The sequence below is a fragment of the Megasphaera jansseni genome (assembly GCF_047974155.1).
In the GTDB taxonomy this organism is placed as follows: Bacteria; Bacillota; Negativicutes; order Veillonellales; family Megasphaeraceae; genus Megasphaera.
The window spans coordinates 17,213-42,768 of record NZ_JBHYRR010000011.1; the positions used below are offsets into that span (position 1 = coordinate 17,213).

At 46.6% G+C, this 25,556-nt stretch carries 25 protein-coding genes; 15 read left to right on the forward strand and 10 right to left on the reverse strand.

All coding sequences use genetic code 11. The features are described from left to right. Window positions 1-5 precede the first annotated feature (5 nt). On the forward strand, window positions 6-3,659 hold the full coding sequence (gene pglX, locus ACE418_RS05750) for a BREX-1 system adenine-specific DNA-methyltransferase PglX (RefSeq protein ID WP_416449708.1): 3,654 nt from the start codon (window positions 6-8) through the stop codon (window positions 3,657-3,659). 18 nt (window positions 3,660-3,677) lie between these two features. Beyond that, entirely contained in the window at window positions 3,678-6,257 is a 2,580-nt protein-coding gene (pglZ, locus tag ACE418_RS05755; RefSeq protein WP_416449709.1) for a BREX-1 system phosphatase PglZ type A, read from the forward strand. Here pglZ and ACE418_RS05760 read toward each other — a convergent pair. The 6 genes from ACE418_RS05760 to ACE418_RS05785 form a co-directional block, all read right to left on the reverse strand. Then, window positions 6,252-8,333, reverse strand: coding sequence for a MobA/MobL family protein (locus ACE418_RS05760; protein WP_416449710.1), 2,082 nt, complete (start codon window positions 8,331-8,333; stop codon window positions 6,252-6,254). The two genes, pglZ and ACE418_RS05760, sit on opposite strands and share 6 nt — an antisense overlap. Before the next feature lie 364 nt (window positions 8,334-8,697). Continuing rightward, on the reverse strand, window positions 8,698-9,504 hold the full coding sequence (locus ACE418_RS05765) for a recombinase family protein (RefSeq protein WP_416449711.1): 807 nt from the start codon (window positions 9,502-9,504) through the stop codon (window positions 8,698-8,700). 171 nt (window positions 9,505-9,675) lie between these two features. Next, complete coding sequence (locus tag ACE418_RS05770) at window positions 9,676-10,761, reverse strand: zinc ribbon domain-containing protein (RefSeq protein WP_416449712.1); 1,086 nt, start codon at window positions 10,759-10,761, stop codon at window positions 9,676-9,678. Window positions 10,762-11,011: 250 nt separating this feature from the next. Further along, window positions 11,012-11,218, reverse strand: a complete 207-nt coding sequence (locus tag ACE418_RS05775; protein WP_416449713.1) for a hypothetical protein — start codon at window positions 11,216-11,218, stop codon at window positions 11,012-11,014. A 28-nt stretch (window positions 11,219-11,246) separates the two neighbouring features. Next, the gene (locus tag ACE418_RS05780) at window positions 11,247-11,465 is read right to left on the reverse strand and encodes a hypothetical protein (protein ID WP_416449714.1); all 219 of its coding nucleotides are present in this window, start codon (window positions 11,463-11,465) and stop codon (window positions 11,247-11,249) included. A 160-nt stretch (window positions 11,466-11,625) separates the two neighbouring features. Next, entirely contained in the window at window positions 11,626-11,844 is a 219-nt protein-coding gene (locus ACE418_RS05785) for a FliH/SctL family protein (protein ID WP_416449715.1), read from the reverse strand. A gap of 371 nt (window positions 11,845-12,215) precedes the next feature. Between ACE418_RS05785 and ACE418_RS05790 the strand changes: the two genes are divergently transcribed. Then, window positions 12,216-12,389: a hypothetical protein gene (locus ACE418_RS05790; protein WP_416449716.1), complete on the forward strand. Its 174-nt coding sequence runs from the start codon at window positions 12,216-12,218 to the stop codon at window positions 12,387-12,389. Between the two features lie 27 nt (window positions 12,390-12,416). Beyond that, complete coding sequence (locus ACE418_RS05795; protein ID WP_416449717.1) at window positions 12,417-12,695, forward strand: type II toxin-antitoxin system HicB family antitoxin; 279 nt, start codon at window positions 12,417-12,419, stop codon at window positions 12,693-12,695. Between the two features lie 79 nt (window positions 12,696-12,774). Here ACE418_RS05795 and ACE418_RS05800 read toward each other — a convergent pair whose 3' ends face one another. Further along, on the reverse strand, window positions 12,775-13,740 hold the full coding sequence (locus tag ACE418_RS05800; RefSeq protein ID WP_416449718.1) for a DUF6557 family protein: 966 nt from the start codon (window positions 13,738-13,740) through the stop codon (window positions 12,775-12,777). A gap of 20 nt (window positions 13,741-13,760) precedes the next feature. Continuing rightward, window positions 13,761-14,462, reverse strand: coding sequence for a metallophosphoesterase family protein (locus ACE418_RS05805; RefSeq protein ID WP_416449719.1), 702 nt, complete (start codon window positions 14,460-14,462; stop codon window positions 13,761-13,763). Between the two features lie 337 nt (window positions 14,463-14,799). Between ACE418_RS05805 and ACE418_RS05810 the strand changes: the two genes are divergently transcribed. From ACE418_RS05810 to ACE418_RS05845, 8 genes are all read left to right on the forward strand, one after another. Continuing rightward, window positions 14,800-15,015 (forward strand): DUF3791 domain-containing protein, encoded by a 216-nt coding sequence (locus ACE418_RS05810; protein WP_353803453.1) that lies wholly within the window; start codon window positions 14,800-14,802, stop codon window positions 15,013-15,015. Further along, window positions 15,012-15,491, forward strand: coding sequence for a DUF3990 domain-containing protein (locus tag ACE418_RS05815; protein ID WP_416449720.1), 480 nt, complete (start codon window positions 15,012-15,014; stop codon window positions 15,489-15,491). The genes ACE418_RS05810 and ACE418_RS05815 overlap by 4 nt, the downstream gene beginning before the upstream one ends. Window positions 15,492-15,493: 2 nt before the next feature. Then, on the forward strand, window positions 15,494-15,724 hold the full coding sequence (locus ACE418_RS05820) for a hypothetical protein (protein ID WP_416449721.1): 231 nt from the start codon (window positions 15,494-15,496) through the stop codon (window positions 15,722-15,724). 326 nt (window positions 15,725-16,050) lie between these two features. Further along, a complete protein-coding gene (locus ACE418_RS05825; protein ID WP_416449722.1) occupies window positions 16,051-17,070 on the forward strand; it encodes an AAA family ATPase in 1,020 nt (339 codons plus the stop codon). Window positions 17,071-17,072: 2 nt separating this feature from the next. Further along, window positions 17,073-17,591, forward strand: a complete 519-nt coding sequence (locus tag ACE418_RS05830; RefSeq protein ID WP_416449723.1) for a hypothetical protein — start codon at window positions 17,073-17,075, stop codon at window positions 17,589-17,591. A 791-nt stretch (window positions 17,592-18,382) separates the two neighbouring features. Next, the gene (locus ACE418_RS05835) at window positions 18,383-19,720 is read left to right on the forward strand and encodes an ATP-binding protein (RefSeq protein ID WP_416449724.1); all 1,338 of its coding nucleotides are present in this window, start codon (window positions 18,383-18,385) and stop codon (window positions 19,718-19,720) included. Further along, on the forward strand, window positions 19,720-19,986 hold the full coding sequence (locus tag ACE418_RS05840; RefSeq protein WP_416449772.1) for a hypothetical protein: 267 nt from the start codon (window positions 19,720-19,722) through the stop codon (window positions 19,984-19,986). The genes ACE418_RS05835 and ACE418_RS05840 overlap by 1 nt, the downstream gene beginning before the upstream one ends. A gap of 2,400 nt (window positions 19,987-22,386) precedes the next feature. Then, complete coding sequence (locus ACE418_RS05845; RefSeq protein WP_416449725.1) at window positions 22,387-22,836, forward strand: PPC domain-containing DNA-binding protein; 450 nt, start codon at window positions 22,387-22,389, stop codon at window positions 22,834-22,836. 72 nt (window positions 22,837-22,908) lie between these two features. On the opposite strand, the gene ACE418_RS05850 is transcribed toward ACE418_RS05845, so the two are convergent. Beyond that, window positions 22,909-23,262 (reverse strand): helix-turn-helix domain-containing protein, encoded by a 354-nt coding sequence (locus tag ACE418_RS05850; RefSeq protein ID WP_416449726.1) that lies wholly within the window; start codon window positions 23,260-23,262, stop codon window positions 22,909-22,911. A 146-nt stretch (window positions 23,263-23,408) separates the two neighbouring features. On the opposite strand from ACE418_RS05850, the gene ACE418_RS05855 reads away from it, so the two are divergent. From ACE418_RS05855 to ACE418_RS05865, 3 genes are read left to right on the forward strand one after another with little or no spacing between them, the layout of a single operon-like run. Then, a complete protein-coding gene (locus tag ACE418_RS05855; RefSeq protein ID WP_416449727.1) occupies window positions 23,409-23,621 on the forward strand; it encodes a DUF739 family protein in 213 nt (70 codons plus the stop codon). 31 nt (window positions 23,622-23,652) lie between these two features. After that, window positions 23,653-24,381, forward strand: a complete 729-nt coding sequence (locus ACE418_RS05860) for a hypothetical protein (RefSeq protein ID WP_416449728.1) — start codon at window positions 23,653-23,655, stop codon at window positions 24,379-24,381. A 19-nt stretch (window positions 24,382-24,400) separates the two neighbouring features. Continuing rightward, the gene (locus tag ACE418_RS05865; RefSeq protein ID WP_416449729.1) at window positions 24,401-24,868 is read left to right on the forward strand and encodes a hypothetical protein; all 468 of its coding nucleotides are present in this window, start codon (window positions 24,401-24,403) and stop codon (window positions 24,866-24,868) included. Between the two features lie 41 nt (window positions 24,869-24,909). Here the strand turns inward: ACE418_RS05865 and ACE418_RS05870 are convergent, their stop codons facing one another. Next, a complete protein-coding gene (locus ACE418_RS05870) occupies window positions 24,910-25,149 on the reverse strand; it encodes a DUF739 family protein (protein WP_416449730.1) in 240 nt (79 codons plus the stop codon). Window positions 25,150-25,556 lie beyond the last annotated feature (407 nt).

The window sequence follows — 25,556 nt, forward strand, 5'->3', positions numbered from 1 at the left end:
ATGTCATGAATAAAACAGCCATCCGTAACTTTGCCACTTGGGCCCGTGTTACCTTACAAGAAAATATGCGCCAGCGTGCCGGCCTTTTGGGCATCACGCCGACGGCCATCCTGGAACCCCTGCCGGCGTCGACGTCGGAAATCCAGTATTTTGACATGGGTACAGCCACGCCGCTCACTGTCGAAGGGACGGCTGTCCGCACCCGGAAAAAGCTGACTGAACGCCTGCTCCAGGACCGGGAACGCGACTATGGGACGGCCTATCAGAACTTGATTGAAACCATGGCTTCGACGTGGTTCAACCGCCTCATTGCTATCCGTTATATGGAAGTCAACGACTATTTCCCGGATCACATGCGCGTCTTGTCGTCCGATGTACCGGACAAGGTAGACCCGGACCTGGTCTCGACGCCTTTTGAATCGGACCTGGAATTCACGCCAGACGAAGAACAGCAGATACTCGACTGGAAGGACCATAATCAGAACGATGTCCTGTTCAACTTCCTGTTGCGGAAGCGCTGTCACGAAATCGGCCGGTGGATGCCCGACTTCTTTGAAGGCGACGACGATGTGAGCGATTATTTCCTGCAATTCAGCTACATCGACCCGAACGGCGTCGTCTCGCACTTGATCCACGATATCCCGGAAGAGGACTTCCAGGACCAGGTGCAGATCATCGGCTGGCTCTATCAGTATTACAACTCCGAATGGAAAGACGAAGTCTTTGCCAAATTGAAGAAAAACGTCAAAGTCTCGAAAGAGAATATCCCCGCAGCGACCCAGCTGTTCACGCCGGACTGGATCGTCCGCTACATGGTGGAAAACTCCCTGGGCCGTCTCTGGCTGGCCGGTCATCCTGATGACGAGTTACAGGCCAAGTGGAAATACTACGTCCCCGAAGCACAGCAGGAACCGGATGTCGCCCAGGAACTGACGGCACTGCGGGCCGATTATGCCCGTCTCCAGCCGGAAGACCTGACCGTGCTGGATCCCTGCTCCGGCAGTGGCCATATCCTGGTCTATGCCTTTGACGTCCTTATGGATATTTACCAATCCCAGGGCTATACGGAACGGGAAGCTGCCCAGAGCATCCTGGCCCATAACCTCTACGGCCTGGACATCGACGACCGGGCCTATCAGCTGACGTATTTCTCGTTGATGATGAAAGCCCGCCAGTACGACCGGCGCCTCTTTTCACGGGAACTGCGGCCCCAGGTCTGCGCCATCGAAGAAAGCAACGGCCTGACCAAGTGGAGCGATATGCGGGGCCAGGTCGAAGCTGAACAGATGAGTTTGGAAGACCAGTTTGTCAACCTCGCCGATGAACTCATCGATACCTTCCGGGACGCCAAGAACTACGGCAGCCTCTTGCAGGTCGAACCGGGCAACTACGACGGCCTCCTCGACTATATGCAGCAGCTCCTCGACGAAGGCTGTAATAACCTCTTCCTCAGCGGTTGGCTACAGGAAGTAGCCGAACGGATGCCAAAACTGGTCCGTCAGGCCAAACTGCTCAGACAGAAATACTGGGTTTGCGTCACCAATCCGCCGTATCTCGGATTGAGAAGCTTTAATATGAATATGAACCAGTTTGCTAAGAAAAAATTCCCTGACAGCAAATCTGATTTGTTTGCCATGTTCATGGAACGAGGCAACGCCTTTGTTAAGCCAAACGGTTTCCAGGCCATGATTACTCAGCACGCCTGGATGTTCCTCTCCAGTTATGAAAAGTTACGGGAAAAAGTGCTACAAAAGACCATCATCAATATGGCCCATTTAGGACCACGTGCATTTGATGAAATCGGTGGAGAAAGGGTTCAGACAGTTGCTTTTAATATTTGCAAACGAAAAATTGATCAGTATTACGGAGTATTTATAAAATTAATAGAATATCATGGCGAAAAAGAAAAGGAAAAAGGGTTTTTTGATGAAAGAAATAGGTGTTGCGAATCAGATTATACATTTTATGAAGTTCCAGACAATATGATTGTTTTTGGTCATTCAGAAAAATTTATATCCAACTTTAAAAATAAATTGGTTAATGAAGCGATAAATTCTAGGGTTGGTCTAGATACAGGCAATAATGATAAATATATAAGGCTCTGGCATGAAGTTTATTTTAATAGAATTCAATTCATGGCTAAAGGCGCAGAAGATGTAAAAGGAATTTGTAAATGGGTTCCACACACGAAAGGCGGTCAATTTCGTAAATGGTATGGTAATATTGAAAATATAATAGCATTTGATTTTCAGAGTTATAATGAATTACTTAATTCAGGAAATCATTTGCCATCAAAGCAGTTCTATTTTTTAGAAGGCATTACTTGGTCGAGGATAAGTACATCAAACTTTGCTGTTCGGTATTCACCGCCTGGTATGGTATTTAATTCTGCGTGTCCAACTGCATTTGCAGAACATAAGAAGCTCTTGTACGCTTTAGGTTTGATGAATTCTAAAATTGTATATTCTTATGTTATGGCATTGAGCCCAACAATGAATTTTCAAGTAGGATATATAGAAAAAGTACCATATATATTAAATCAAGATTTTGAACCCAGCGTACTCGATTTGGTGCAGGATTCTATTAATTTATCCAAAGCCGACTGGGATTCCTTTGAAACGTCGTGGGACTTCCAGACCCATCCGCTATTGGCTCCATCTGCTTTGGATATGGCCGGCCTGATTACGGCGAAACAGCCAACGCTGGCCGAACGGTATGAACAGTTCAAAGCCGTCTGTGAAGATCGTTTTGACATCCTCCAGGAAAACGAAGAAGAGTTGAACCGCATTTTCATCGACATCTACGGCTTAAAGGACGAATTGACACCGGATGTGGCCCCTAAAGACGTGACGGTCCATCAGATTTTTGACAGCAAAGACGACGTTCCCGACGACCTTCAGGGCAGCAATTACGTCTTGACCAAGGAAGACGTCATGAAGTCCCTCTTGTCCTATGCCGTAGGCTGCCTCTTCGGCCGCTACTCCCTGGACACGCCGGGCCTGGCCTATGCTGGCGGCGAATGGGATTCCGGCAAATACCAGACCTTCATTCCCGACGATGACAACGTCGTGCCCATTACAGACGAAGAATACTTTGACGACGACTTGCCGTCCTTCATCTGCGCCTGGCTGAAAAAGGCCTTTGGCCGGGAAAACTTCGAGGCTAACCTGGAATTCCTCACGGATGCCCTGGGGACACGCGGCGCGACGCCTAAGGAAAAACTCCGCAACTATTTCCTCAAGAACTTCTACAAGGACCACTGCAAGACCTATCAGAAACGGCCGATTTACTGGCTTTTTGACAGCGGCAAGGAAAACGGCTTCAAGGCCTTCGTCTACATCCATCGCTGGACCAAGGATACGGAAGGCCGGGTTCTGCTCTACCTGCACAAGGTCCAGAGCAAGTATGAAACGGAATTGCGGGCCATTGACATGAATCTGGAAAACTTATCGGATAAGCGCCGGGCAGCGCGGCTGGAAAAACGAAAAGACCACCTGCAAAAGCAGCTGGCCGAAATCAAGGACTATGATGAAATTTTAGACCACATGGCCAACGAAAAGCTGACCATGGACCTCGACGACGGCGTCAAAGTCAACTATGAAAAGATGCAGACCGACCGCGAAGGCGTGACCTATCCGATTTTGGCCAAGCTCAAATAAACGCATGAAAGGAACGACATGGAAGCATTAACCCTTAGGGACATCAAAGAGAAATTACACAGCCTTTTTGGCGAAGATAACCGCCTGGTCTTCTGGTATGACGGGGAAGGGGACTTTGAAGACATGGTAGACACGCTGGTCCCGGACGATGTCACCGTCCTCCGTCTGACTGGCTGCAATGCCTTTCGGGCCAAGCTGCGCCTGGAACACGAAGACCCGGACGGACGGTACTTGATCTATGCGCCCTTTACCAAGCCCGACGTGCGCCAGAACGTGCTGGAAGACACGCTGCTTTATTCCAAGGAGTTTTACGCCGACCAGTTGTCTTACTTCATGGCCGACGCCCATATCCCGTCGCGCCTGCGCTCGGCTATGGAACGGCTGAAACCCTTCTTCTTCGGTCCTGGCGGCCGCTCGTCGGCGAAAGTACGGGCCGAAGCTGCCCGGCGCCGGGAGGACTTCCTCGAACGGTCGCGGGAATTCGATTGGTACACGGCGGAAGAAAAGACGCTCTGCCGCGTTGCTATCTGCACCCTCGTCCAGGCCCGTAATACCACGGTGGACGACCTCTTTTACGGTCTCTTTGCCGACAGTGATTCGGCTATGATGGCCCATTGGCAGCAGATTCAGGACTTCGGCCTGGCAACGCCTTTCTGGGACCTGTGCAAAGAACGGTTTGGCTATGAAGCGCCGGAACCGGACCTGGACTCGCTCATCCTGGCCCTTTTCGCCGTGACGACCTTCCGCGATGACCTAGACAAACTGCCCAAACCTTGGCAGCTTTATGCCCAGGACAGCGTCCAGAGCCGTGTCAACAATTGCAACGTCCTTCTCGACAACATGATGAACCACGTGCTCTACCAGGACCGCTACGACGCTTTATCGGCTAAGGCCGCCAGCCAGCTCGACGCCAAGAACGTCTTGAGCAAGCTGCCGCTGGAACTATTCCTCCATACGTCGTCCTTTGCCTGCATCGATGAGCTCTTCATCCAATGGGTCAATGACCGCCTCGTCGGCCTGGACCCGAATGGGGAAGTCGGTGGCCTGTCCCTGGAAGCTCTGTGTGATTTACGGCTGAAACTTCATTTCGGCCAGCATTTCCGGTCGGAATACTCGCTGCTCCTGGCGGCGCAGAAGCTCTTGGCCCGGCAGGATTACGAACCGCGGACGACCTTGAAAGAATTGACCGAAACGTACTGCCAGAGCGATTACCAAATCGATACGGAGTACCGCCATTTCTTCACGGCCTATGACGCCCTGGATGGCGAAAATCCGGGTCAGTTCGACACTTTGCGGGCCCTGGTCCAGAACTTCTACCAGAATGCCTTCTTAGAGCCGCTGCTGTTGCAGTGGAACGAAGCCTATGGCAGCGATTACCTTCAGGAAATCGTGCCGCGCCAGCGCTATTTCTATCAAGATGAAGTCCGGCCTGTCAAAGAGAAAGTGGCCGTCCTCATTTCCGATGCCTTTCGCCTGGAAGCCGCCAAAGAGCTGGCTGTCCGGTTCCGGGACGATGAAAATTGCTCAGTCGAGGAGAAAGTCCGCATGGCGCCGCTGCCGTCTATTACCCTGTTGGGGATGGCCGAGCTGCTGCCTCACGATACGCTGGAACTGACCCGGGATGATACGCCCAAGGTTCTGCTCGACGGCAAGCCTTGTGTATCGACAGCGCAGCGGGAAAAACTGTTGCAGCAAGGGAATCCTCGTTCGGCAGCAATTCTTTATGATGAACTGACTGCCATGAAAGTATCGGAACTGAAAAGCTTTTCTGCTGGGAAAGAAGTCATCTACGTCTACCATAACCGAATCGATGCGACAGGCGAAGCCTCGAAAACGGAGAACTCCGTCTTTCAGGCGGCAGATCAGACGATTGACGAACTCTTCAGACTGGTCAAACGCCTGTCCAAGAGCGGCAATATCTATCGCTTCCTGATTACGGCCGATCACGGCTTCCTGTACACCCGCAAGGCCCTCGACCCGACGGATAAACTGGACACGGTCGAAGCCGGGAAGACCTGGATGACTGATCGCCGGTTCCTGTTGACGGACCAGCCGGTGGACCGAGAAGGAATTTACTCTATTCCCTTAGGGAAGAGCCTGGGCAATGAAGACACGCGTTCTATCGTCCTGGCCAAGGGCATGAGCGTCTTTAAATGCCATGGCGGCATGAACTATGTACACGGCGGCTCATCCCCGCAGGAACTGCTGGTACCGTGCCTTTTCATCAGCACGCGGAAAGGTCTCGTCGATACGGAAGACGTCGGCCTGGCCCTCATCAACGATATTCGGAAAATCACGGCTTTCCACGTCAAATTCAGCTTCTACCAGGAACAAGCCATCAGTGACGTCGTCAAGCCCGTCACTTATCGGATACGCTTTGAAACGGGCAGTGGTGAAATCATTTCCAACGAAGTCCTGTACCGGGCGGAAAGTAAGGCTGCCGCTCCCGGTGACCGTATCGTCGTCTTGTCCTTTGATTTGCAGAAGAAGAATTATGACCTCAACGACCGCTACTACCTGAAGGTCATCAATGAAAAAACGGGTCAGGAAACCCTGGCCCGCGAAGTCGTCATGGATCTGCCCGACGTAGAATTATAATGACCATCCCTTGTAAAGTTCTTCTTCTGTCTTTTCCATAGCTGTTTTCTTGGTGTAATGGCGTTGGTCGTCCTGCCAATGGATGGCGATGCGTCCTGTTTCACTTTTTATGGCTTCGTCCATGAGGTCGTTTAATTTCTGGACAGCCGCCTTGGCAATGGGCCGCGGTGGTGTCGGAGAAGCCCCTTTGAAAGGCTTTTCAAGGCCTTGAGAATTGTGGGCTTTGGCACGGAAATTTCCGCTTTGGCAGCGTGGCTGATCTTGATGGAGTTCCTTATACATGGCAATCCGTTCCTTCGTCGGTTTTACTTCAAAAATGGTAACGTCCTGATCCGGCCCTTCTTCATGCAATCGCACTTTATACAGCGGAGCTTTGCCCTGATCCATGTCGTCGCCGGTACGAATTGCCAAGGCTCGCCATTCCCGTTTTTCGGGATCGAAATTGACTTCTCCCGTCAAATAATACTCTTTCCCCTGGTATGGTCCGTGCATCAAGTCCTTCAAGGGCTGGCGGCCGAGGACCTTGCAGTAGGGCTGGACTTTTCGGGCCAATTTTTCGGCGAACAGGATTTGATTCAGTGCGTAATTCCTTTCCAATTGGAGCCGTTTGTCGTGGAAGGCGCGGAGCTGTTTTTCCTTGCCCTTCAAGTCGCTGTAGGCTCGGTTGGCGGCTTTCCGGTTGGCATCATTTTTTGCTTTTAAAGATGCATGGATCGCGTCGATGTCACTTTGTTTTTCAGCTTGGAGTTTGTCCCATTGGGCCATCTTTTTTCGGCAGTTGTCATAGGCTGTCGTGACCCGGCGGTTCCTCCTGAGGAAGGCCTTTTCTTCTTCCGGGGTCCGCTTGTCGTTCAAGTGTTTCCGGATGGCTTTCAGCGTTCCCTGGAGACCTAGGAGACGCTGTTTTTCTTTGCGCCAATCTTCGCCCAGGACGCTGGCAATGGCTTCGTCCTGTAGTGGTTTTTCTTCCCACACTTCACAACGGGCCTGGCGGTATGTTTCCCTGGCATCGTCGACAATCTGTTGCAGCCGGAGCTCTTCGTCTCGCATACGTAGATCCAAATCGCCGGCAGTGATAATGAGGGGATCGCCTTGTACTTTTCCTTGCTGTTGTTGGGCTTCTTTTACTTTGTATTGCTTAAGCCGGACCAGCTGGAGGGCCCTTGCCAGGCGGCGGATTTGCAGGTCGTTTACGAAAAGCATCAGCATCTGTTCCTGCTTTGATTTTTCGGTGAAGGCCTTTACCCGTTCTTCCGTTTCGGCCTGCTCGGCTTCGTCAGAGGTATCGGGGTCTACGTCGTTGAGGGCGAAGTTATCGCGTTTCATTTCCTCGTCTTCCATATCCCGCAGTTTTTCCATAATGGCGTCGTTCCGGTAGGCTCTTCCGAGGTGGGGAGCAGCCGTCCGATTCACCAGTTCGGCTTCGTCAAAACGCCCCTGCTCGACGAGTTCGTCGTAGCGGTCGGCGTTATTTTTTTCCGTGATTTCGGCGTCGATGCCGCGCTCCCGGAACATCTCGTTGACCCGTTCGGCCCAGCGCTTGCGCATAGTACGAAGCACCGATTTTGGTTTGAATTCCCGACTGCTCAGATAGCCGCCAGTCTTCTCGCCGCTAGCCGTTTCACGGTAACGCTGGAAGAATTTATCCGGCCCCAGCGGCCGGTCAGCTTCCTGGATTTTTTCGCAGAACATGAGGTGCGCGTGGATGTTGGTATGCCCCTGTTCCAGCGACGAATCCTTACTGTGAATGGCAAAGGTGTAGGCGTAGTTGTCGATATGGAATTCTGTCATGAACCCTTTTAACAAGGCCATGTTATCCTCGAGGGAGAGTTCTTCCTGGAGCCCTATTTCGATTTCCCGGTAAGCTGTTCCGCTCGGGCTGCGATGGTCCTCGGCCTCTTTCCAAAACGTGCCGGCATTGTCGTGAGCCCAGGCCGGAAGATTGCCACTTTCCGCAAGGACAAAGTCTTCCTGACGTCCCTTCAGATGGGCATACTTATCTTGGCGGGCGATGTAGTCGAAATGTAATTTGGCGGATAATTTCCTGCCATCTTTTTGGCGTGGCTGGACCTTCATCGAAAGATGGAAATGGGCCATGAGGATAACTCCTTTCCGTTTGTACGGGCCTTTAGGGCCCAAGCCGTAAGGCTTCCGCGAAAAGTCGCGGCACCCCTTTCGCCGGGTGGAAGCGCACACCATTCCGAACGAATGGGTAAGTGCGCATTTGTCTGTCTTGGAACGCCCTATAGCAAAGTCGATATATTGATTGTTGGCCGAATTTTGACTGGAAGGCCCACTGTTTTTGGAGCCCACTATAGTCTGATCGTACGATCGTTTTGGAGGGGATGTCAAGTAAAAAAGGACTTTGCATGATGGCATATGCCTTCTTGCAACAGTCCCTTTCCGGTTATTTACGCCTTCTTCATTTTTATGATATTTGTCAGACTGATGCCTCGTCACATTGGCTTTCCATATAGATCGTTTCTGGAGATACATCAATGGTTCCGTCAGCCCAAGTAATGATGCCGTGAAAAATGGCAGGCTTCTCGAATACGGCCTTATCTTTCAATGGGGCAAAGGCGGGGCCTTTCAGTTTCTTGGTGTCGAACCAGCGCGTTTCTCCGTTCGAGAATGTGACTTTTAGAATCTGATTTGGGCGGGGCATTACGGCGGTGACCCGGAGTTCATATCTTTGCTTGTACCTGGCCAATGTAGCCCGGCTTATGCCCGTAATTTCCACGACTTCTTTGTAGGTATGAGTCTTCAAGAGCTCCATGGCATTATCGATGACTGCTTTTTTATAAGGCGGCCGTCCTTCTCGATATCCGGCCTTGGTTTTTGCTATCGCCTTCCCGGCAGCAGTCCGTTTCAGAATCATGGATCGTTCAAATTCGGCGAAGGCCAACATGAGGGTCAGCGTCAGTTTTCCGACGGCTGAATTGTCGATTCGGCCGATATTCAAAATGTTGACGACGATGCCTCTATCGGAGAGCTGGCGGACCGTCCGCAAGCCGTCTTCCACGTTCCTGGCGAACCGGTCGAGCTTACAGCATACCAGCTCGTCACCTGGCGCCAGTTTCCGAAGTAAGGCTTCAAATTTAGGTCGGGTTGTCGTCTTCCCGGAGTATTGTTCACAGATGATATTTTCTTTAGCGACGCCGGCATGAATCAATTCTTGCTGTTGCTCTTCTAGCGAATTTCCTTTCAGCTGAATCAATGCTGAGACACGAGCATAGCCGTATTTCATGGGTAGGACCTCATTTCCAAGTCATCGTTATGAGTAAGAGTTATGATACTCGATGGATGTCATTATTATATCATATTTTGGGTTATCTCAAAACCTAAGACTTTTGATAAAAGCGTAGCTCATGCTACACATGTGCATGTGTAGCATGGTTCAACTCATTCTTAACCTTACTCAGAAATTATCTTTTAAAAGTTCTTTTCGGCCGCGAAGGTAAATGTTTTCGGCCGCATTTTCATCATCATTGACGACTTCTTTTTCGCCGTAACCACAACTATGACAGATGAATCGGTGTTCATCGCGATCGCGTTTTGTATTCGTGACTTCGCCACATTTGGGACAGGTCCGGCTGGTGTTGCGCGGGTCGCAGAAGAATACGCATTGATGGCGTAAGGCCGCAAGGTAGATGAACGCGTCACTGAAATTACGATAGGACCATCCTTTTCGCAATTTATTGAAATGCAGATCTTCTAAAACGAATATCGTATCGGGAGATTCTCTCTCTACGATTTCCTTTGCGACAATGACATCTTTTGCAAAAAGATTCTTGTGGTAATCGTCTTTCGTGACACCCTCACAAGGGATAGAGTAATCCTCTGCGCTATACCGTTTGGCTCCTTTGTCCAATGAGTAAGTCGTGGCAATATTGATTTCCCCGCGGTCGATACCAACGATGTTGGTATCCGGGTTGACGTCCATGTTAGCTGTCGGATTTGGGAACATCAATGTCAAGTACCAGGTTCCGTAGATTGGCTGCAAGTAAACTTCGATGGCTTCCCAGGACGCGGGCGGTTCCGGTATTCCTTCAGGGATAGTAAAGGCTATATGTTGGAAACCGTCTACCAAATCTAAGCAGCATATTTTCTTGGTGAAATCTATGTTGAAAGTTGGTTTGCGCAAGTATGGAATGGTAAGATGTTTTACATTCTTTTCGTCATACTCACCGAAGACAATCAACGCTAATTTTTTATCAGACTCTTGACGTCTATAGGCCATTTTCACGGTGTGTTTGATGCTAATTTCGTAAACACCATGAAGCAATCTTTGAGCTAATGCGCGGGCTGATTTCAGGTATTCCTTTTTGCAGGCAGAAACATCCATATGCTTTTCTCTTGCCAGTTTCCAATACTTGGTCCGTGAAAAAGTATTGCAGGCTTCTTTGTAGTTGTTCCAGGTCGTTTGCAACGCTTCGCGTTCTTTCTCGGTCGGCAGTAACTGTAACGTTAAGTAAGTGTATTTTGCGCGTTCATTGGTTTTCATGGTCATTCGCTCCTTTGGGTGAAATCTTTTCCAGAACCACTTGGTTCTTGCTTTTACGCGCAACAAAAAACATGGGGCTGGGATGTAGGCAAGGGCAGCTCGCTGTACACTTTACCCTTGCCGGAGTCCCGGCCCCATGTTATATTTTTGCGCCAAAAGCAACCCCTAAAAGTTAGGTCTGTTTTTTCTCCGTTAGGACTCTTTTGGCAAAAAAACAAAAGCCCCGCGCGTTCTGCACGGGGCCTTCCGGTCATTCGATGCCGTATTCTTTATATAATTTTTCTCTGAGGGCCTCATCGTCGAGGGCGTCATAGAAGTCCTGCAAGCGGCCGTCGGCTTTCATCCGTTTCCACAAGGTCGCTACTCGGTTTTCGCCTTCCTCCAGTCCTTCCTTGAATCCTTCCTTGAATCCTTCTCTTCGCTCCTCCATCATCCATTGTTCTAATTCCGAACTCATGGCGAACACCTCCTCGCTATTGTATTATTTATTCTCCCAGTCCTTTCTCTAAACCACTTTCCAGGTACAGGTGGCGATGCTTTGAAGGACGGTCTTTCCGATTCCTTGGGTCTTTCAGCCATTCCTGGAAGTCTTTCTGGATTTCCGGATCATTTGCCGCCCGGATAATCATGTCGAGGAAAGGGTTCAATTCGGAATCAGGTCTTTCCTCAAAGGGTTCCGGGGTCCAGTTTTCCAGTTCTTTCATATCGCTCATCGCCTTTTCCTAGCCTCCTTTTTGCGCTATCCCTGGCGAATCGTCAGGGGGGGATTGACTACGAACATTTGCTTCTGCTTCTGTTTCTGGCACGTGGTACACAGCCGAGGCCATTGCCTTAAGATGAGCTGCTCTTCACGCTGGTTTTCAGTCATTCGATACCGTATTCTTTATATAATTTTTCTCTGAGGGTCTCATCGTCAAGGGCGTCAGAGAAGTCCTGCAAGCGGCCGTCGGCTTTCATCCGTTTAAACAAGGCTGCCACTCGGTTTTCGCCTTCCTCCAGTCCTTTCTTGTATTCTTCCTTGAAACCTTCCTTGAAACCTTCTCTTCGTTCCTCCAGCAGCCACTGTTCCAATTCCGAACTCATAGCAAACACCTCCGCATCGTTCTATTTGAACGATAGCACAATCGCTATTGAAAGACAAGAGTGGAAAGACGGCGTAGACAGGGGCACAACTACACATACACATGTACACATACACATGTGTATGTGTAGTGCTATTAAAATCCTCTCTTACAAAAGATACCCAGTCGGAGCCTTGTGTGCATGGGCTTTCACGTGTCTTTTCAGCCCGTCAGATCGTGACCGCAAGGAAAGGCAAGACGGCTGCCGAAACGGACCGCCGTGGAGAAAAGGACTCTTTTCTTCTCAGAAAAAAGGGAAATGGCTATACCGTGACGAAATATAGCATTAGGACCATTATTGATGGATAACCGTTGATGAGGCAGGTGGAGAATATGGACGAAGACGCAAAGGCCAGGGCATTAAAAGCCTTAGAAGAACTACAGGAGCAAATGAGAGGCGAAGCTGAAAAAGCCGGTCTCCGGACAGAAGAAGACGTCATTCGATTGGTAAAAGAAATACGGCATGAAGATGATTCAAAACCGGAAGCAAATGACGAAAATCAATGACTGTGCGGCTCATAAAGGAGGCATGAGGTGATGAAGGTAAGCTATCCCGCTATTTTCTATGAAGAAAAAGAGGGCAATTACACCGTATTCTTTCCTGATTTCCAGCAGGTCACTTGCGGTGATGATTTAGCGGATGCCGAGTTCATGGCAAAGGATTGTTTGTCCCTGTCTATCACCATCGAAAAAGAAGATCGGCACAAAATACCGAAGCCGACGCCCATCGAAGACCTGGACATACACTGCATCGATTCCGAAGATTGGGAATATGTGCGGTCTTTTGTCAAAATGATAGAAGTCGACATATAGCACACTATTTTTCCGCGGCGCAAACTACGAATAAAGCGCTCCAGACATTCAGCATCTGGAGCGCTTTATAGTATACGCGTCATGATTCGTAAATGATATAGATTGCTTCATCGTCCTTTAGCTGTTCCCGTTCCTTGCATAGGCTCACCGGGGTTGCCGGCGGAAGGGACAGCTTATCCTGCCTCATTCCCGACAGATGCAGGGTCAGCGCTGTCCGGGCGGCTTCGATGGCCTGGGGGACGTCCCGGCCCCAGGTTATGCATCCCGGCAAATCGGGGAATGTCACATGGATTCCGTCTGGTCCCTTCGTGAAGATGGCCGGATAATGCGCTTTCGTAAAGATTCGCTGGAACATCTTATACGTCTGCTGAATGGCAAGAATCGTGTTGATGATGTCTTCGCGTTTTTCCGTTACAGCCTGTTTGGGTAGGGCGTCCCAGCCCATTTCACGACGGAATTCGTCGAACGGATAAGTTTGTGCGTTCTTCACAGCTTGCCATTCGGCTTCCATTTCTGCCAGGGCACGGTGATGCTCTTCCAAGGTAACGCCGCAAAAAGATATTTCGTATAACACGGCGGCTAAAAATTGCAACTTTTCATCCTCTGAAAAATCGCACGGCCAGCAAATATCAACAGCCAGCATATTTTCCCAAGGTTCAAACGTATAGGCATAACTATCCGGCTGATGCTGTTGCTGGGTTTGGCGGATGGCTTTGAGTTCAGCCGTCGAAAAGTGCTGTAATTCCGCTTTCGTATAGCACCTTTCCAGCTGCCATTGGACCAGAGCGGTCCGCACATCACTATACAAATATAATGCAGCGGTCATGAAAGGCCTCTCGTTATCCGGCAGCAAGCATTGCTCGTCTTCCTTTTTGGGAGATAATGTCAGCAGTCGTTGGATGAAATCATAATAGGCTTTCGTAACCCCATGACATCGCCTTTCATCATACACGGTCGGACCCGAATCAGCAGCGCGATGATATTCATACGTCGCCGCCGCCAATTTCTGTGTATCAGCCTGCCGCAAGGCTTCCTGTAAAATCATAAAATCACCTCCCTCAGTGCTCATCGTTTTTTCTCAATCGGTACGACGTCCTGATACATCCAGGCGGCCACGGAGTCATTCCGGATGTAGTCGACATGGAAATGGCCGAAGTACCATTTCTTGTAGGTCATCAGCTCTTCCAGGCCGCTCAGAAGTTGAGAGGTCTTGCAGCCTTCGATCCACTGGGCCATGTCCGCGACCTGGTCGACAAAGCGGGCCGGCGCCGTATGGGTGATGACGTAATCGACGGTGAAATCGTGGGCCGTCAGGTTCTTGGCGGCATTGTCGAAGTTTTCGGCCGATGCCTCTTCCTGGGGCCACCAGGATACGCCAGGCCAGCGCTGTGCCTTGTCCGTCGACTTGGCCCCGCCGAAGGTGAAGAAGGTCTGGCCTTCGAGGGTGAAGACTTCGCCACGCAGCAGGTGATAGAGATTGGGCCGCAGTTCATGAATCCGGCCGCCGGACCAGCTTTTCACCGGATAGCGGCAGAGCTGGTCAAAGTTCTCATGGTTCCCGTCGACGAACAGGACCGTATACGGCAGCTGAGCCAGCCATTCCAGCCACTTATGATCTGTTTCATCCGATTCCCCGACCCAGGGAATCCCGAAATCACCGCAAACGATGACATAATCTTCCGGATTCATATGAATCCCGCGCTGGGCTAAGGCATCCATACCCAGTCTTTCCGGATTGGCATGAATGTCACCGGTAACATAAATCATTCAATCACCTCCGTTTGTCTTTATTATACTGGATTGCCTCAAAACAAGAAATAGGCGGGCGTTTTGAAAGAAAAACTATTCGTCGTTCGTTGGGGGAGTATGATGTTTTTTTGCTGTACATTTGTTCGGTGTTATGATATAATGCATATATAGAAAATATGTTCGCATAACAAATCTTCAAAGATGTTTTACCAGCAGAAACTATGGAACGTATTCTAAGGCATGCCAGAGAATGAATATGGTATAATATAAACAACAGTTTTTCTGACAGCTTTAGAAATCAGCTTATTATGATTGTTGAATCAACCCGTGACTTAGGTAGAATGGGGGTGGAATGATGAGTCAAGATTGCTTCTCTTTCATCATTTATATAATCCATGCATGTGCGAATCAATGGAAGACGTCTCCGTCTAAAGTGTACCATGCATTAAAACAAAGTGGCTGTTTGGATAATTACCTAATTCCTTATTATGATATACTACACACGCAGAGCACAGACTATATTGTAGCAGATGTGGCAACATATCTAAAAGAAAGAGAGGTTGCTGTATGATTGTCTATCATGGGTCAAATTGCGTTGTTGACCATCCTGATATTTACCATTCTTTTCACAATTTAGACTTTGGTAAGGGCTTTTATGTTACAAGTAATCGCCAACAAGCCGAACGATGGGCTAGACGAAAATCTAATTTAAAAAGATCCTCAAAGGCAATTGTTAATATTTACAATATGAATGATTCTATGAAAGAATTAAAAGTATTGAATTTCAGTGAAAATTTATATGAATGGATTGACTTTGTATGCCAGTGCCGAGATGGCGAAACAGGGTATCAGCAATATGATATTATTATTGGTAAAGTTGCTAATGATAAGGTATTTCGAGTGGTAGATATGTACCATTCTGGCATCTGGGATAAAGATAGGGCACTGAAAGAAATTAAAGTTTATCCGACATATGACCAGATTGCTTTTATTACTCAAAAAGCAATTTTGTCAAGTCTTCAGTTTCAAAAATATGAAGAGGTATAATTATGGATGGGGAAGTGCTGGAAAGATATTATCAAGAAAATCTTGAAGAAAAAATCATTGCCTATTTAGCGAAAGTTAAACACATTACTTTACAGCAGGCAATGGACATCTACTACCATAGTCAGTTGGCCGATAAAATACATCAGGGAAAAGAAGGAATCCAATATTTAGATTATAAAGTATTGGCAGAGATTTTATGCGAAACAGAGCCGGAACTTTTTTGTAAAAAATGACCAATGCTTAAGCTATCTGAATTTTTATTTTGTTTTTGGCCGTATTTTGGTGAGGCGAGATGAAGTGTACCAAAATTGTACCCCAATATAGTGGAAATCACGAATATAGGCCTGTTTTTACACAGTATCTTCGATAGAGGCTGTACGCGGCAGAAATCGAACTGCGCTCCGTTATAGGAGGATGGATTCGGCGGAAATATGACCCGGAAACGGGAATTGGCTTTGGGATTTCGGGTCAGAAACGGATTAAGCTGGAAAGCGGCATTGTATTATTTCTTGGAATTCGGTATGATGGTACTAAAGTTATCAAGAAAGAGGCGAGGCCAGTGCTTCAGAAGATACATCTGGAAAATTTTTGTCAGCATGAAAATTTGCAATGGACATCATTACAGAATATAAATTTAATTATTGGTGAAAATAGTAGTGGCAAGACGATTTTATTGAAAGCGCTTTACGCTGCTTTACGCACTTTGGAGCAGTATGGTAAAGGGAATGATAAGCGTGAATTGGCAGATATTTTAGCCGAAAAATTGTACTGGACTTTTCAAGTAGAAGCTCTGGGGGACTTGGTTGAGAAAGGGAAAAATGCGTTGAATTTTTCTATGGTTGAGGACTCGGCCGAGTTTTGTTTTACTTTCGGAAAAGATACGAATATGAAAATCGGCAAAATTCAAAATACCTTTGACACACCGCGTCAGAATAAATCTGTTTTTATTCCTGCTAAGGAAGTCTTATCGCTGTTTAACATCATCTTGAAATCGCGAGATCAAGATTCGCTCTTTGGATTTGACGATACGTATCTTGATTTGGTTAAGGCCCTGCAAATTGCTCCACAGCGGGGGCGGAATTTTGATGCTTTTGCTGATGGACGGAAAAAATTGGAACAGGTCATCAAAGGGAAAATAGAATACGATGATCAAAAGAATGAGTGGTACTATAAACGAGGAAATGCGCGCTTTACGATTGGGATGACCTCAGAAGGGGTAAAAAAGATTGCTATTTTCAATCGATTGCTCTCTAATCGTTATTTGGATAACCACGCAGTTATCTTTATTGATGAACTGGAATCGGCGCTTCACCCGAAGGCCATTTCCGATTATTTAGATATGATTTTTGAATTGTCTCAAGCGGGTATTCAGTTCTTTATTGCGACTCATTCATATTTCGTCGTAAAAAAATTGTATCTTTTAGCTAAAATGCATAGCCTGTCCATTCCGGTATTGTCTTTAACAGCCGATGGGAAGCCATCTTATGACGATATGGAAGACGGGATGCCCGATAATTCTATTATTGATGAATCCATCCGATTATACCAGCAAGAAGTGGATTGGTCGTTGGGAGGATAGGTATGCTTACTTTTGAAGAATCTGGCATGAAATTTTCTTTTGAGGAAGATAGATCCTTTTATATAGAGAAAAGTGAGCTGTATGCATCGTTGAGAGGTAAGGGGATTTCTGTCGTAGAATGTCTTACTCTCAAAGCACTAAGGCGGGGTGTATATGTTCTGTTTATCGAGGCTAAAACATCTGCACCAAACCCTAAAAGTCACGAAGGGATGGCTTTCAACCAGTTCATTGGTGAAATTGCCAAAAAATTTCTTGATTCCTTGTTGATTTGTAGTGCCATTCATAGTGAGGTACAAAGTGTGAGTGGCAGTATTGTATTAGGGAAAGAGCTTCAACGACATTTATATTCTCAACCTAAAATCCAATTCCTCTTAATCATCAAAAATCATCAGAAAGAATGGTGTAATTCAGTACAAGAGACTTTACAGAAACGATTACACGCTCTATTGAAAATATGGAAAGCAGAAGTTTTAGTTTTAAACGAAGAACAGGCAAGGATATTTCACTTATGTCAATCGTAAAGTAGTGATGACTAAGGGGCGAACTGTCTGAATTTTTATTTTGTTTTTGGCTGTGTTCTGATAAGGAGATTTTTCAGAGATGAAGTGTACCAAAATTGTACCAAGATTTAGTACAAAACACGAATATAGGCCTGCTTTTACGAAATGGATGAACCAGGAATGCGATAATTAAGCCATTTTAGTTTGGCAAAATTCAGTAGAGCATAGAATGGGAATAGTTGCAAATTGCCTCGCAAATCGCTCAACCAAGCCGTTTGTGAGGCTTTCTTTTTTTCAAAAGTTCCAAAAGTGTACCAAAAAAATTAAAAAAACTTTTTTTGGGGCCTATTTTTGCCAAATTTCTCGAACAAAAAATATGCATTTTTATACGTATGAAATAAAAATGGTTACAAAGGACACGTAGGTTTGAAATGTGAACATATACACGGCCAACGGCCTTGTGCGTAGGGGACTTGCGTCCCCTGTTAAAACCCTTTTTGGGCCTAGCAGGAATCGACCGTAGGGAGATGCAAGCTGGTTGCCCAAACGGAGAGCTGTGTTGGAGGGGACCACAAAGTGGTGGAGGGGTTCTTCATGGGCGGCCCGCTGCGCGCTGAAGTTATCCCGAAATGTCGTTGGTGATTTGAATTTGTTGCCGCGCAACGACACCTGCGTTCGATTCATATTATGGAAAAATGTGTTTTTTTATATTTAAAATACTTGGAAAAATGTGATAATTTGAGTATAATAGTACTGGAAATATGTGCGATTTTATAATAAAAACTACTGGAAAAATGTGATGGAGGGATGATATGTTCCTAAAGAGAAAGATTGCATCATGGCTTGTTGATTGGAAAAAAAATCCTGAACGGTTGCCATTAATTGTCAAAGGGGCCCGTCAAATTGGAAAAACGGAATCAATTCGTCATTTTGGTAAGACACAGTACAAAAATTATATTGAGATAAATTTTATTTTACAAAAGCAGTATCAGAGTATTTTCGATGATGGATTTGATGTGGATCAAATCATCAAAAACATTACGTTTATCAATCCATCTATCCGCGTTACGCCTCATGAAACACTGATTTTTTTTGATGAAATTCAAGCTTGTATCAATGGGGCTACGAGTCTAAAGGCTTTTAAATTAGACGGTCGATATGATGTAATATGTTCGGGTTCTTTGATGGGCATCAACTATCAGGAAATCGAGTCGAATAGTGTTGGCTACAAGCAAGACTATGTAATGCATTCACTGGATTTTGAAGAATTTCTGTGGGCCAAGGGGTATCAGGAATGCCAGATTGAAGATATATATCAGCATATGCAGGAAATCCAGCCTTTATCGGCGTCACAGATGCAGGCTCTGCGTGCTGTATTCGGTGAATATATGGTAGTCGGCGGGATGCCAGCAATCGTGTCACGATTTATACGTCAAAATGATTATTCTGGTATTTTGCAGATGCAGCAGCAAATTCTGATTGACTATGAAGAAGATATTACGAAATATGCAGGGGGACTCGACAAAACGAAAATTCTCAATGTCTATCGGGCTATTCCTGTGTTTTTGGGGAAATCAAATAAAAAGTTCCAGATTTCTAAAGTGGCTCATGGAGCACGGAATCGGAGTTATATTGGTGTTGTCGAGTGGCTGGAGAATGCAGGCATCGTTAATATTTGCTATAATTTGGAAATGCCCGAATTACCGTTGAAGGGAAATTATAATCCTACTGATTACAAACTGTATTTTGGTGATCCAGGCCTTTTGATTGGCTCTTTAGATGAAGAAGCGCAACAGGATTTGCGGAATAACCGAAACTTCAATATTTACAAAGGAGCTATTTATGAGAATGTGGTCAGTGATATGCTGAAAAAACAAGGATATCCTTTGTTTTTCTATAAGAATACAAAAGCAACGGTTGAAATGGATTTCATGGTGCGAGATATGCACTCTTTAATACCGATTGAAGTCAAAGCGAAGAATGGGTCAACGATTTCGCTTCATAAAATGATTACGAAAGATTCATATGCGGATATTCATTACGGTATCAAATTAGGAAATTTAAATATTGGATTCAATGGGGAGTTTTACACATTTCCTTATTTTTTGACTTTCTTGTTGAAGCGTTTTCTGTCTGAACGAATGATGTGATGTTTAAATCGTCAAAGAACGCCAGCGAAAAGATTACGGCCTTGCATAATGATTTTGGAATTGATTTGACACAAGAAGGAGAGGGGGATTTGAAAATCATGTGCAATTTAGGAGAGGGATTGTATGAAGATGGCCTGATGAAGGGAAAATTAGAGTCAGCTTTGGAAATGCTCAAGGATGGTGTGGAGCTAGACAAAGTCGTAAAGTATACCAAACTATCACTTTCCATCATCAAGGAACTTGCTGAACAAAATAAATTGATTTAGAAGCAATTACAAAATACCGCCACGGGGGAAGAAACCATTGGCGGTATTTTTATCGAAATTTTCTCCTATTTTTTCGGACTCATATGCGGCTTCGCCGCGACAAACTCACGATTGTATTATGGCCATGTGCCATTCATCATAAATTCCGGCTATGCACAGAATTCACGCGGGCTCGCCACGTGCGAGCCCCTACGATGCGGCTTCGCCGCGACAAACTCACGATTGTATATGATCATGTGCCATTCATCATAAATTCCGGCTATGTACAAAATTCAGGCGGCCTTTTTGGCCCGTCAGGCGCCGACCATAAGAAGGCGCAGGACGGTTGCCAAAACGGACAGCTGTGGCTGTCCGCCTTTATCAGGATGACCTCTACAGAATCGCAGCCAGGCGATAAATGGAAACAACGTTCACCGGATACAAAATATACACGGCCAACGGCCTTGTGCGTAGGGGCCGGCCCGGACAGGGCGGCCCGCTGTAAGATTCAACCATAGCCTGTTCTGATATAATGGCAGGCCTTTACGAATTTGAAATGGACGAAGCAAACAGGCGCTGTCTTCGCGTGACAGCGCCTGTTTTACTAGGTTTTTGATGATTGAATTTTTCAAGTAGACGGCAATGTCTACCTGTGATATACTGAATCCGAGGTTCTGCCTAAAACGGTAGGCGGTTGGTCCCTTGCTTTTCCAGGAGGGACTTTGTGTGCCCCTCCAATCCAAATGGAAAGGAGGGGAGGACAATGACTTTAACGGTGGATTTGTTTATCAGTATACTATCTTTCGGTATGGCCGCATTTGCCATCGGTTATGCCCTAGGTCAGAGTTCAAATAAAACGCAAAAATAGCCGCCAGAGACCCCCATCTTAAGCGACTATTTTTGTTGACTTATCGGGGCCAACCGTCTATCGGCAGGACCTCTTTTCATGTCTATTATAACGTCATTTATTCATCTTCGTCAAGCGGATACTATGCGATGCTTCAGACAGTTAGCCTTTACTGTAAAGTGGTGGAGTCGGACTCATATGCGGCTTCGCCGCGAGATACTCACAATCGTATTATGACCACGTGTCACTCGTCATAAATTCCGTCTACGCACAGGATTCACGCGGCCTTTTTGGCCCGTCAGGCGCCGACCATAAGAAGGCGCAGGTCGGTTGCCAAAACGGACAGCTGTGGCTGTCCGCCTTTATCAGGACGGCCCCTACAGAATCTCAGCCAGGCGATGAAAAAGGAACACCGGTCACCGATTACAAAAAATATACACGGCCTATGGCCTTGTGCGTAGGGGCCGCCCTGTCCGGGCGGCCCGCTGTGAGATTCAACCATAGCCTGTTCTGATATAATGATAGACCTTTACGAATCACGAATCACACGACGTGTCTTAATTCTGAATTTACAAACTTTCTTTGCAGGATTTTATCGCATTTTTGCCAGAAGACTCCTTCCTCTTAGGTTGGAGATGAATGGCGAGTCTGTGGTATAATATCAATAGCAGTTAGACTTCTGCGTGAACAAAAAAGTATTTTTCAATCAACGGCCTTTGAGCCGTTTTCGGAGGAGCACTCCCCCTTGCCGCAGCACGACGCCATAGGCGAATCGCGACGGGTAGAAAAGAAGTGCAAAATGTATCTACCAAAGTAAGCAGAACTTCGATTTCGAGGGACTGTGTAAGGGGCTTTTGGACAGCCCTTTGAGAATAAGGCTATCCTGATTGTAGGAGGAAACTTAAACAGCAACCTTCTCAAGAATCTCCCACTTCTATCAGTGGGAGAGGTTCAAAAGTTCTTTGTAGAATCTACATAACATAGCATTTTACAACTTTTACGCCGCCTCGGAAGTTGACGAAGCTAGTTTACACAAGGCCTGAACTAAGTCCGTTGGATTTTTGGCAGTTTGAGCCTTAGAGGGCAAACTGCCAAAAAATATTTCACGCTGTATTTGCCAGCTTATATGGCTTCACAGCTCTTGCGGACTGGCGTTTTGGTGCTTTGCAAAATGCTCGTCCAGATACGGTAGCATTTTCAGGCTGCTGTGAACGAGGTTTGCCAGATTCACCATGTGTTCAATGCCATTTTGGCGGCGAATCCGGTAGGCATTCAGCGACCAGAAGCTCTTCTGTTCATAGTAGTGGTCTCATTATACTTCAAAGTGTGGTTACGCGATATTTATTTGTTCAAAAAGCTGTAAATTGCTGCTTGTTTTAAATTCTCAACCTAAAATCCAATTCATCTTAATCATCAAAAAGCATCAGAAAGAATGGTGCAATTCAGTACAAGGGGCTTTACAGAAACGATTACACGCTCTATTGAAAATATGGAAAGCAGAAGTTTTAGTTTTAAACGAAGTACAGGCAAGGATATTTCACTTATGTCAATCGTAGTTACAGGAGGCATGGCATATGGATTATCGCAAATTTGGTGAAACTTATTATATCCGGATGGACAAGGGAGATGAAATCATCAGCACGATTCTGGGAATCTGTCAGGAAGAACAGATTGCATCGGCCATTTTTTCGGGCATCGGCGGATGCCGTTCGGCAGAAATACAGACATTCATCCCGGAAACGGGCAGTTTTGAAGTCCAAGCGCTGAAGGGGATGCTGGAGCTGGTTTCGCTGACAGGGAATATCGTCAGCGATGATGACGGAACTTATTTCCATCACACTCACGCTGCTTTTTCTTATAAAAAAGATGGGGAACATCATATTGCGGCAGGGCACATCAAATCGATAGAGGTACTGTACACGGCAGAAATCGAACTGCGTCCTGTTATAGGAGGACGGATTCGGAGGAAATATGACCCGGAAACGGGGACCGGTTTTTGGGATTTCGGGCTAAAAACGGAGTGAATTGGGGAAAGGTGACTCTGTAGATAGACTCTTGCATGATTGGCGCTGTCTTCGTGCAAGAGTCTTTTTCATTTATTTTTCGTTGTCAAGATTTTTGAAGCGGACGAAGTCGAGGACGGCTTTTTTATTCGCTTCGTCCAGTGTGCGATAAAGTGACAGCAGCTGGGCTTCGTCGGAGGAGAGCGTGCTGTTTAGGGAATTTGTATCCGGTTCCATGCGTACGTCGTACCCCATGAGCCACGATTCGGAAACATGGAGGGCACGGGCTATGAGCATGACGTTCGTTTGTTTTGCTTTCCAACGTCCGTTTATATAGGAACTGATGATACCGCGGGTCAGACCCGTTTTGCGGGCCAGGTCCACGGCACGCATTTGGCGGTATTCGAGAGCTTGTTTCAGGCGTTTTCCAAAAATATTATTTTCCATAGGGCAACCTCCTTTTCTTTCCCAAGTATACAATAAACGTTTAGAAATCTCAACATTTTGTGTGAGAAGCCTTGACGATGGGCTGTTTTTATAGTAGTATTTTTGGTAAAGAAAAGTACAGATTTCGAATCAAAAGGAGGACCGCTATGACGTATGATTATTCTAAACTCTACGGTCGCATGGCAGAACTGGGTATTACCCGTGAAGAATTGGCAAGACAGTTGCAAATAAGCCGCTCCACGCTGTATTCTAAGCTGAATTCACGGACTGAGTTCACGCAGGATGAAATCCGTAGATGTGTAGAAATTTTACGTCTGGATGTACGCAATTTATCGCTGTATTTTTTTAGGACTAAATAGTTTCGATAACAAATCAATAGGAGGAAAAACGATGCTGAAAAAATGGATTTCAATCGGTGTATTTCTATGGTGTCTGCTGTGCAGCCCGGTAGGTTTTGCCTATGTCGATGATGCCGGTGTCATGAATCAGTTCGACTATGACAATGCGACGCCCCTTTGGGATTACATCAATGCCAATGGCTACCGTTTCTATGGACATGACCAGATGAATGACCAGTACATCAAGACAGATAACAGTATGTTCATCACCATCAGCCGCGGCGGCTTTTTAGGCGATTTTTACAGTTATCCCGCAGGGACGCTGACACAGCTGATTTTTTTGAAGCCGGGGCCAATGACCGATAAGGGCATCCAGGTAGGCGACAAGGCGGAAAAAGTCATCAAAGTGTATGGCCAGTCCTATCCTGCTGATCGGAAAGACGTGTACAGTCATGACCCCAATACGGGGTTCTGGGTCCAGGGAACGAGGAACTACAAGACCAATTATGGCGACCAGCAGAAATTCCACTACATGGTCCTTACCTATTACGACCGCCAAGGCCATCACCTGCATTTTCTGGCCGACAAACATTCGGAACGCATCAAAGCCATCATTTACTGGAAAGGCTGGCCTAATTTGGGGGAATCAACATATGCGCAAGGTATCATGTATGAACTGTCGAACTTAGGACTGACGCGGTTCGTTTTAGAGAGTGAAATGAAAGAACATCCGCTGAAATCAGGATGGCGTGCTATTACCGATGCTTGGCACGGGATTTAAGATAAGGAGGCAGATTGTTATGAAATGTTATAATCATCCGGATCGGGATGCTGTAGGGACCTGTGTGGATTGTGGAAAAGGGTTGTGTCAGGAATGTATGGACCTCTGGACCATTCCTGTCTGCACCGATTGTAATTTGAAACGCTGGCAGGCCACGAAGCATAATGTATTCAAGGAATTTGCTATTACGGCAGTGTTTGCCATCATCGGCCTTGTCTTTGCTTTCCAGGGATATAATGGGCTGTTCAATGCCATCGCAGTTGTTTGGATGATGGCCGGAGTTTATCCTGGTTGGAAGATGCTGACCCGGATTACTCCGAATGTTTTCTTGATATTGCCGCTTATCGGCTGGGTCTTATACTTTTTCGTTAAGTTCTTCATCGCCATGCTGATTGGCTGGATTTGTTTGCCTGTCCGGCTGTTCCAGAATATACGGACCTTGAAAGAGGCTAAAAAGATAGAAGTGGCGGTTGCTTCATTGAAATGAGTGTGTGTAGCGCAGGGGACTGTTGCATGAACGTTTTTTGTCTATTGTTCATCGTGATGGATTGTGAAGAAGTAGCGGGCTAGTTCTTCTGGCGGAATGTGGAGTATGGATACGATTTTTCGGATTTCGTCTTGTGTGAATTCGTTCTGGGAATGTAACTTCTTGGTAAGTGATCCGGGACTGATGGGAATTTTTCTAGCCAGTTCCGGAACGGTTAGTGACTGTTGGTTCATGAGGTCTTGTAAAGCGCTATAATTGTAAGTGATGTTTTTTCGTTTCATGGGAAAGACTCTCCTTCCGTTTTTTCTTTTTTTTTTGCGCCTTATAAGAAAACCACCTTCAACCAGGGGACAAGGGCGGCGTAGCCGTACTATTTACCCTTGGCCCCTGGCTGAAGGTGGTTAGGCTCTTAAGCAAAAAAAAATTCCGTTAGGTCTTTTTATTTTTTCGTTAGGACTCTTTTCGGCCGGCGCACGTTAGTGCGTCCGGCCGCGATTTTTTGGCATTGTTAACCTTGCTTTGATGAGATTATGGTCATGAATCATTTGTTATCGCATATAGGCGATGGAAAAGAACGCAGGCCGCAGGTGGCAAATCGCAAAAAAAATGCATGGGACTGTCGCACGAAGGTTTCTGTCATCATGCGAGATTCCTTTTGCTTTATAGTTTGTAGCATGGAGTTTGTAAA

Bases quoted from the DNA above. Each gene is read 5' to 3' on its own strand.
- ACE418_RS05820 (WP_416449721.1), top strand. From the start codon at position 15,494: ATGGATGGGGAAGTGCTGGAAAGATATTATCAAGAAAATCTTGAAGAA.
- ACE418_RS05775 (WP_416449713.1), bottom strand. From the start codon at position 11,218: ATGAGTTCGGAATTAGAACAATGGATGATGGAGGAGCGAAGAGAAGGA.
- ACE418_RS05790 (WP_416449716.1), top strand. From the start codon at position 12,216: ATGGACGAAGACGCAAAGGCCAGGGCATTAAAAGCCTTAGAAGAACTA.
- ACE418_RS05810 (WP_353803453.1), top strand. From the start codon at position 14,800: ATGAGTCAAGATTGCTTCTCTTTCATCATTTATATAATCCATGCATGT.
- ACE418_RS05785 (WP_416449715.1), bottom strand. From the start codon at position 11,844: ATGAGTTCGGAATTGGAACAGTGGCTGCTGGAGGAACGAAGAGAAGGT.
- ACE418_RS05865 (WP_416449729.1), top strand. From the start codon at position 24,401: ATGAAATGTTATAATCATCCGGATCGGGATGCTGTAGGGACCTGTGTG.
- ACE418_RS05770 (WP_416449712.1), bottom strand. From the start codon at position 10,761: ATGAAAACCAATGAACGCGCAAAATACACTTACTTAACGTTACAGTTA.
- ACE418_RS05760 (WP_416449710.1), bottom strand. From the start codon at position 8,333: ATGAAGGTCCAGCCACGCCAAAAAGATGGCAGGAAATTATCCGCCAAA.
- ACE418_RS05840 (WP_416449772.1), top strand. From the start codon at position 19,720: ATGTTTAAATCGTCAAAGAACGCCAGCGAAAAGATTACGGCCTTGCAT.
- ACE418_RS05870 (WP_416449730.1), bottom strand. From the start codon at position 25,149: ATGAAACGAAAAAACATCACTTACAATTATAGCGCTTTACAAGACCTC.
- ACE418_RS05835 (WP_416449724.1), top strand. From the start codon at position 18,383: ATGTTCCTAAAGAGAAAGATTGCATCATGGCTTGTTGATTGGAAAAAA.
- ACE418_RS05765 (WP_416449711.1), bottom strand. From the start codon at position 9,504: ATGAAATACGGCTATGCTCGTGTCTCAGCATTGATTCAGCTGAAAGGA.
- ACE418_RS05845 (WP_416449725.1), top strand. From the start codon at position 22,387: ATGGATTATCGCAAATTTGGTGAAACTTATTATATCCGGATGGACAAG.
- ACE418_RS05800 (WP_416449718.1), bottom strand. From the start codon at position 13,740: ATGATTTTACAGGAAGCCTTGCGGCAGGCTGATACACAGAAATTGGCG.
- ACE418_RS05805 (WP_416449719.1), bottom strand. From the start codon at position 14,462: ATGATTTATGTTACCGGTGACATTCATGCCAATCCGGAAAGACTGGGT.
- ACE418_RS05850 (WP_416449726.1), bottom strand. From the start codon at position 23,262: ATGGAAAATAATATTTTTGGAAAACGCCTGAAACAAGCTCTCGAATAC.
- ACE418_RS05780 (WP_416449714.1), bottom strand. From the start codon at position 11,465: ATGAAAGAACTGGAAAACTGGACCCCGGAACCCTTTGAGGAAAGACCT.
- pglX (WP_416449708.1), top strand. From the start codon at position 6: ATGAATAAAACAGCCATCCGTAACTTTGCCACTTGGGCCCGTGTTACC.
- ACE418_RS05830 (WP_416449723.1), top strand. From the start codon at position 17,073: ATGCTTACTTTTGAAGAATCTGGCATGAAATTTTCTTTTGAGGAAGAT.
- ACE418_RS05855 (WP_416449727.1), top strand. From the start codon at position 23,409: ATGACGTATGATTATTCTAAACTCTACGGTCGCATGGCAGAACTGGGT.
- ACE418_RS05860 (WP_416449728.1), top strand. From the start codon at position 23,653: ATGCTGAAAAAATGGATTTCAATCGGTGTATTTCTATGGTGTCTGCTG.
- pglZ (WP_416449709.1), top strand. From the start codon at position 3,678: ATGGAAGCATTAACCCTTAGGGACATCAAAGAGAAATTACACAGCCTT.
- ACE418_RS05815 (WP_416449720.1), top strand. From the start codon at position 15,012: ATGATTGTCTATCATGGGTCAAATTGCGTTGTTGACCATCCTGATATT.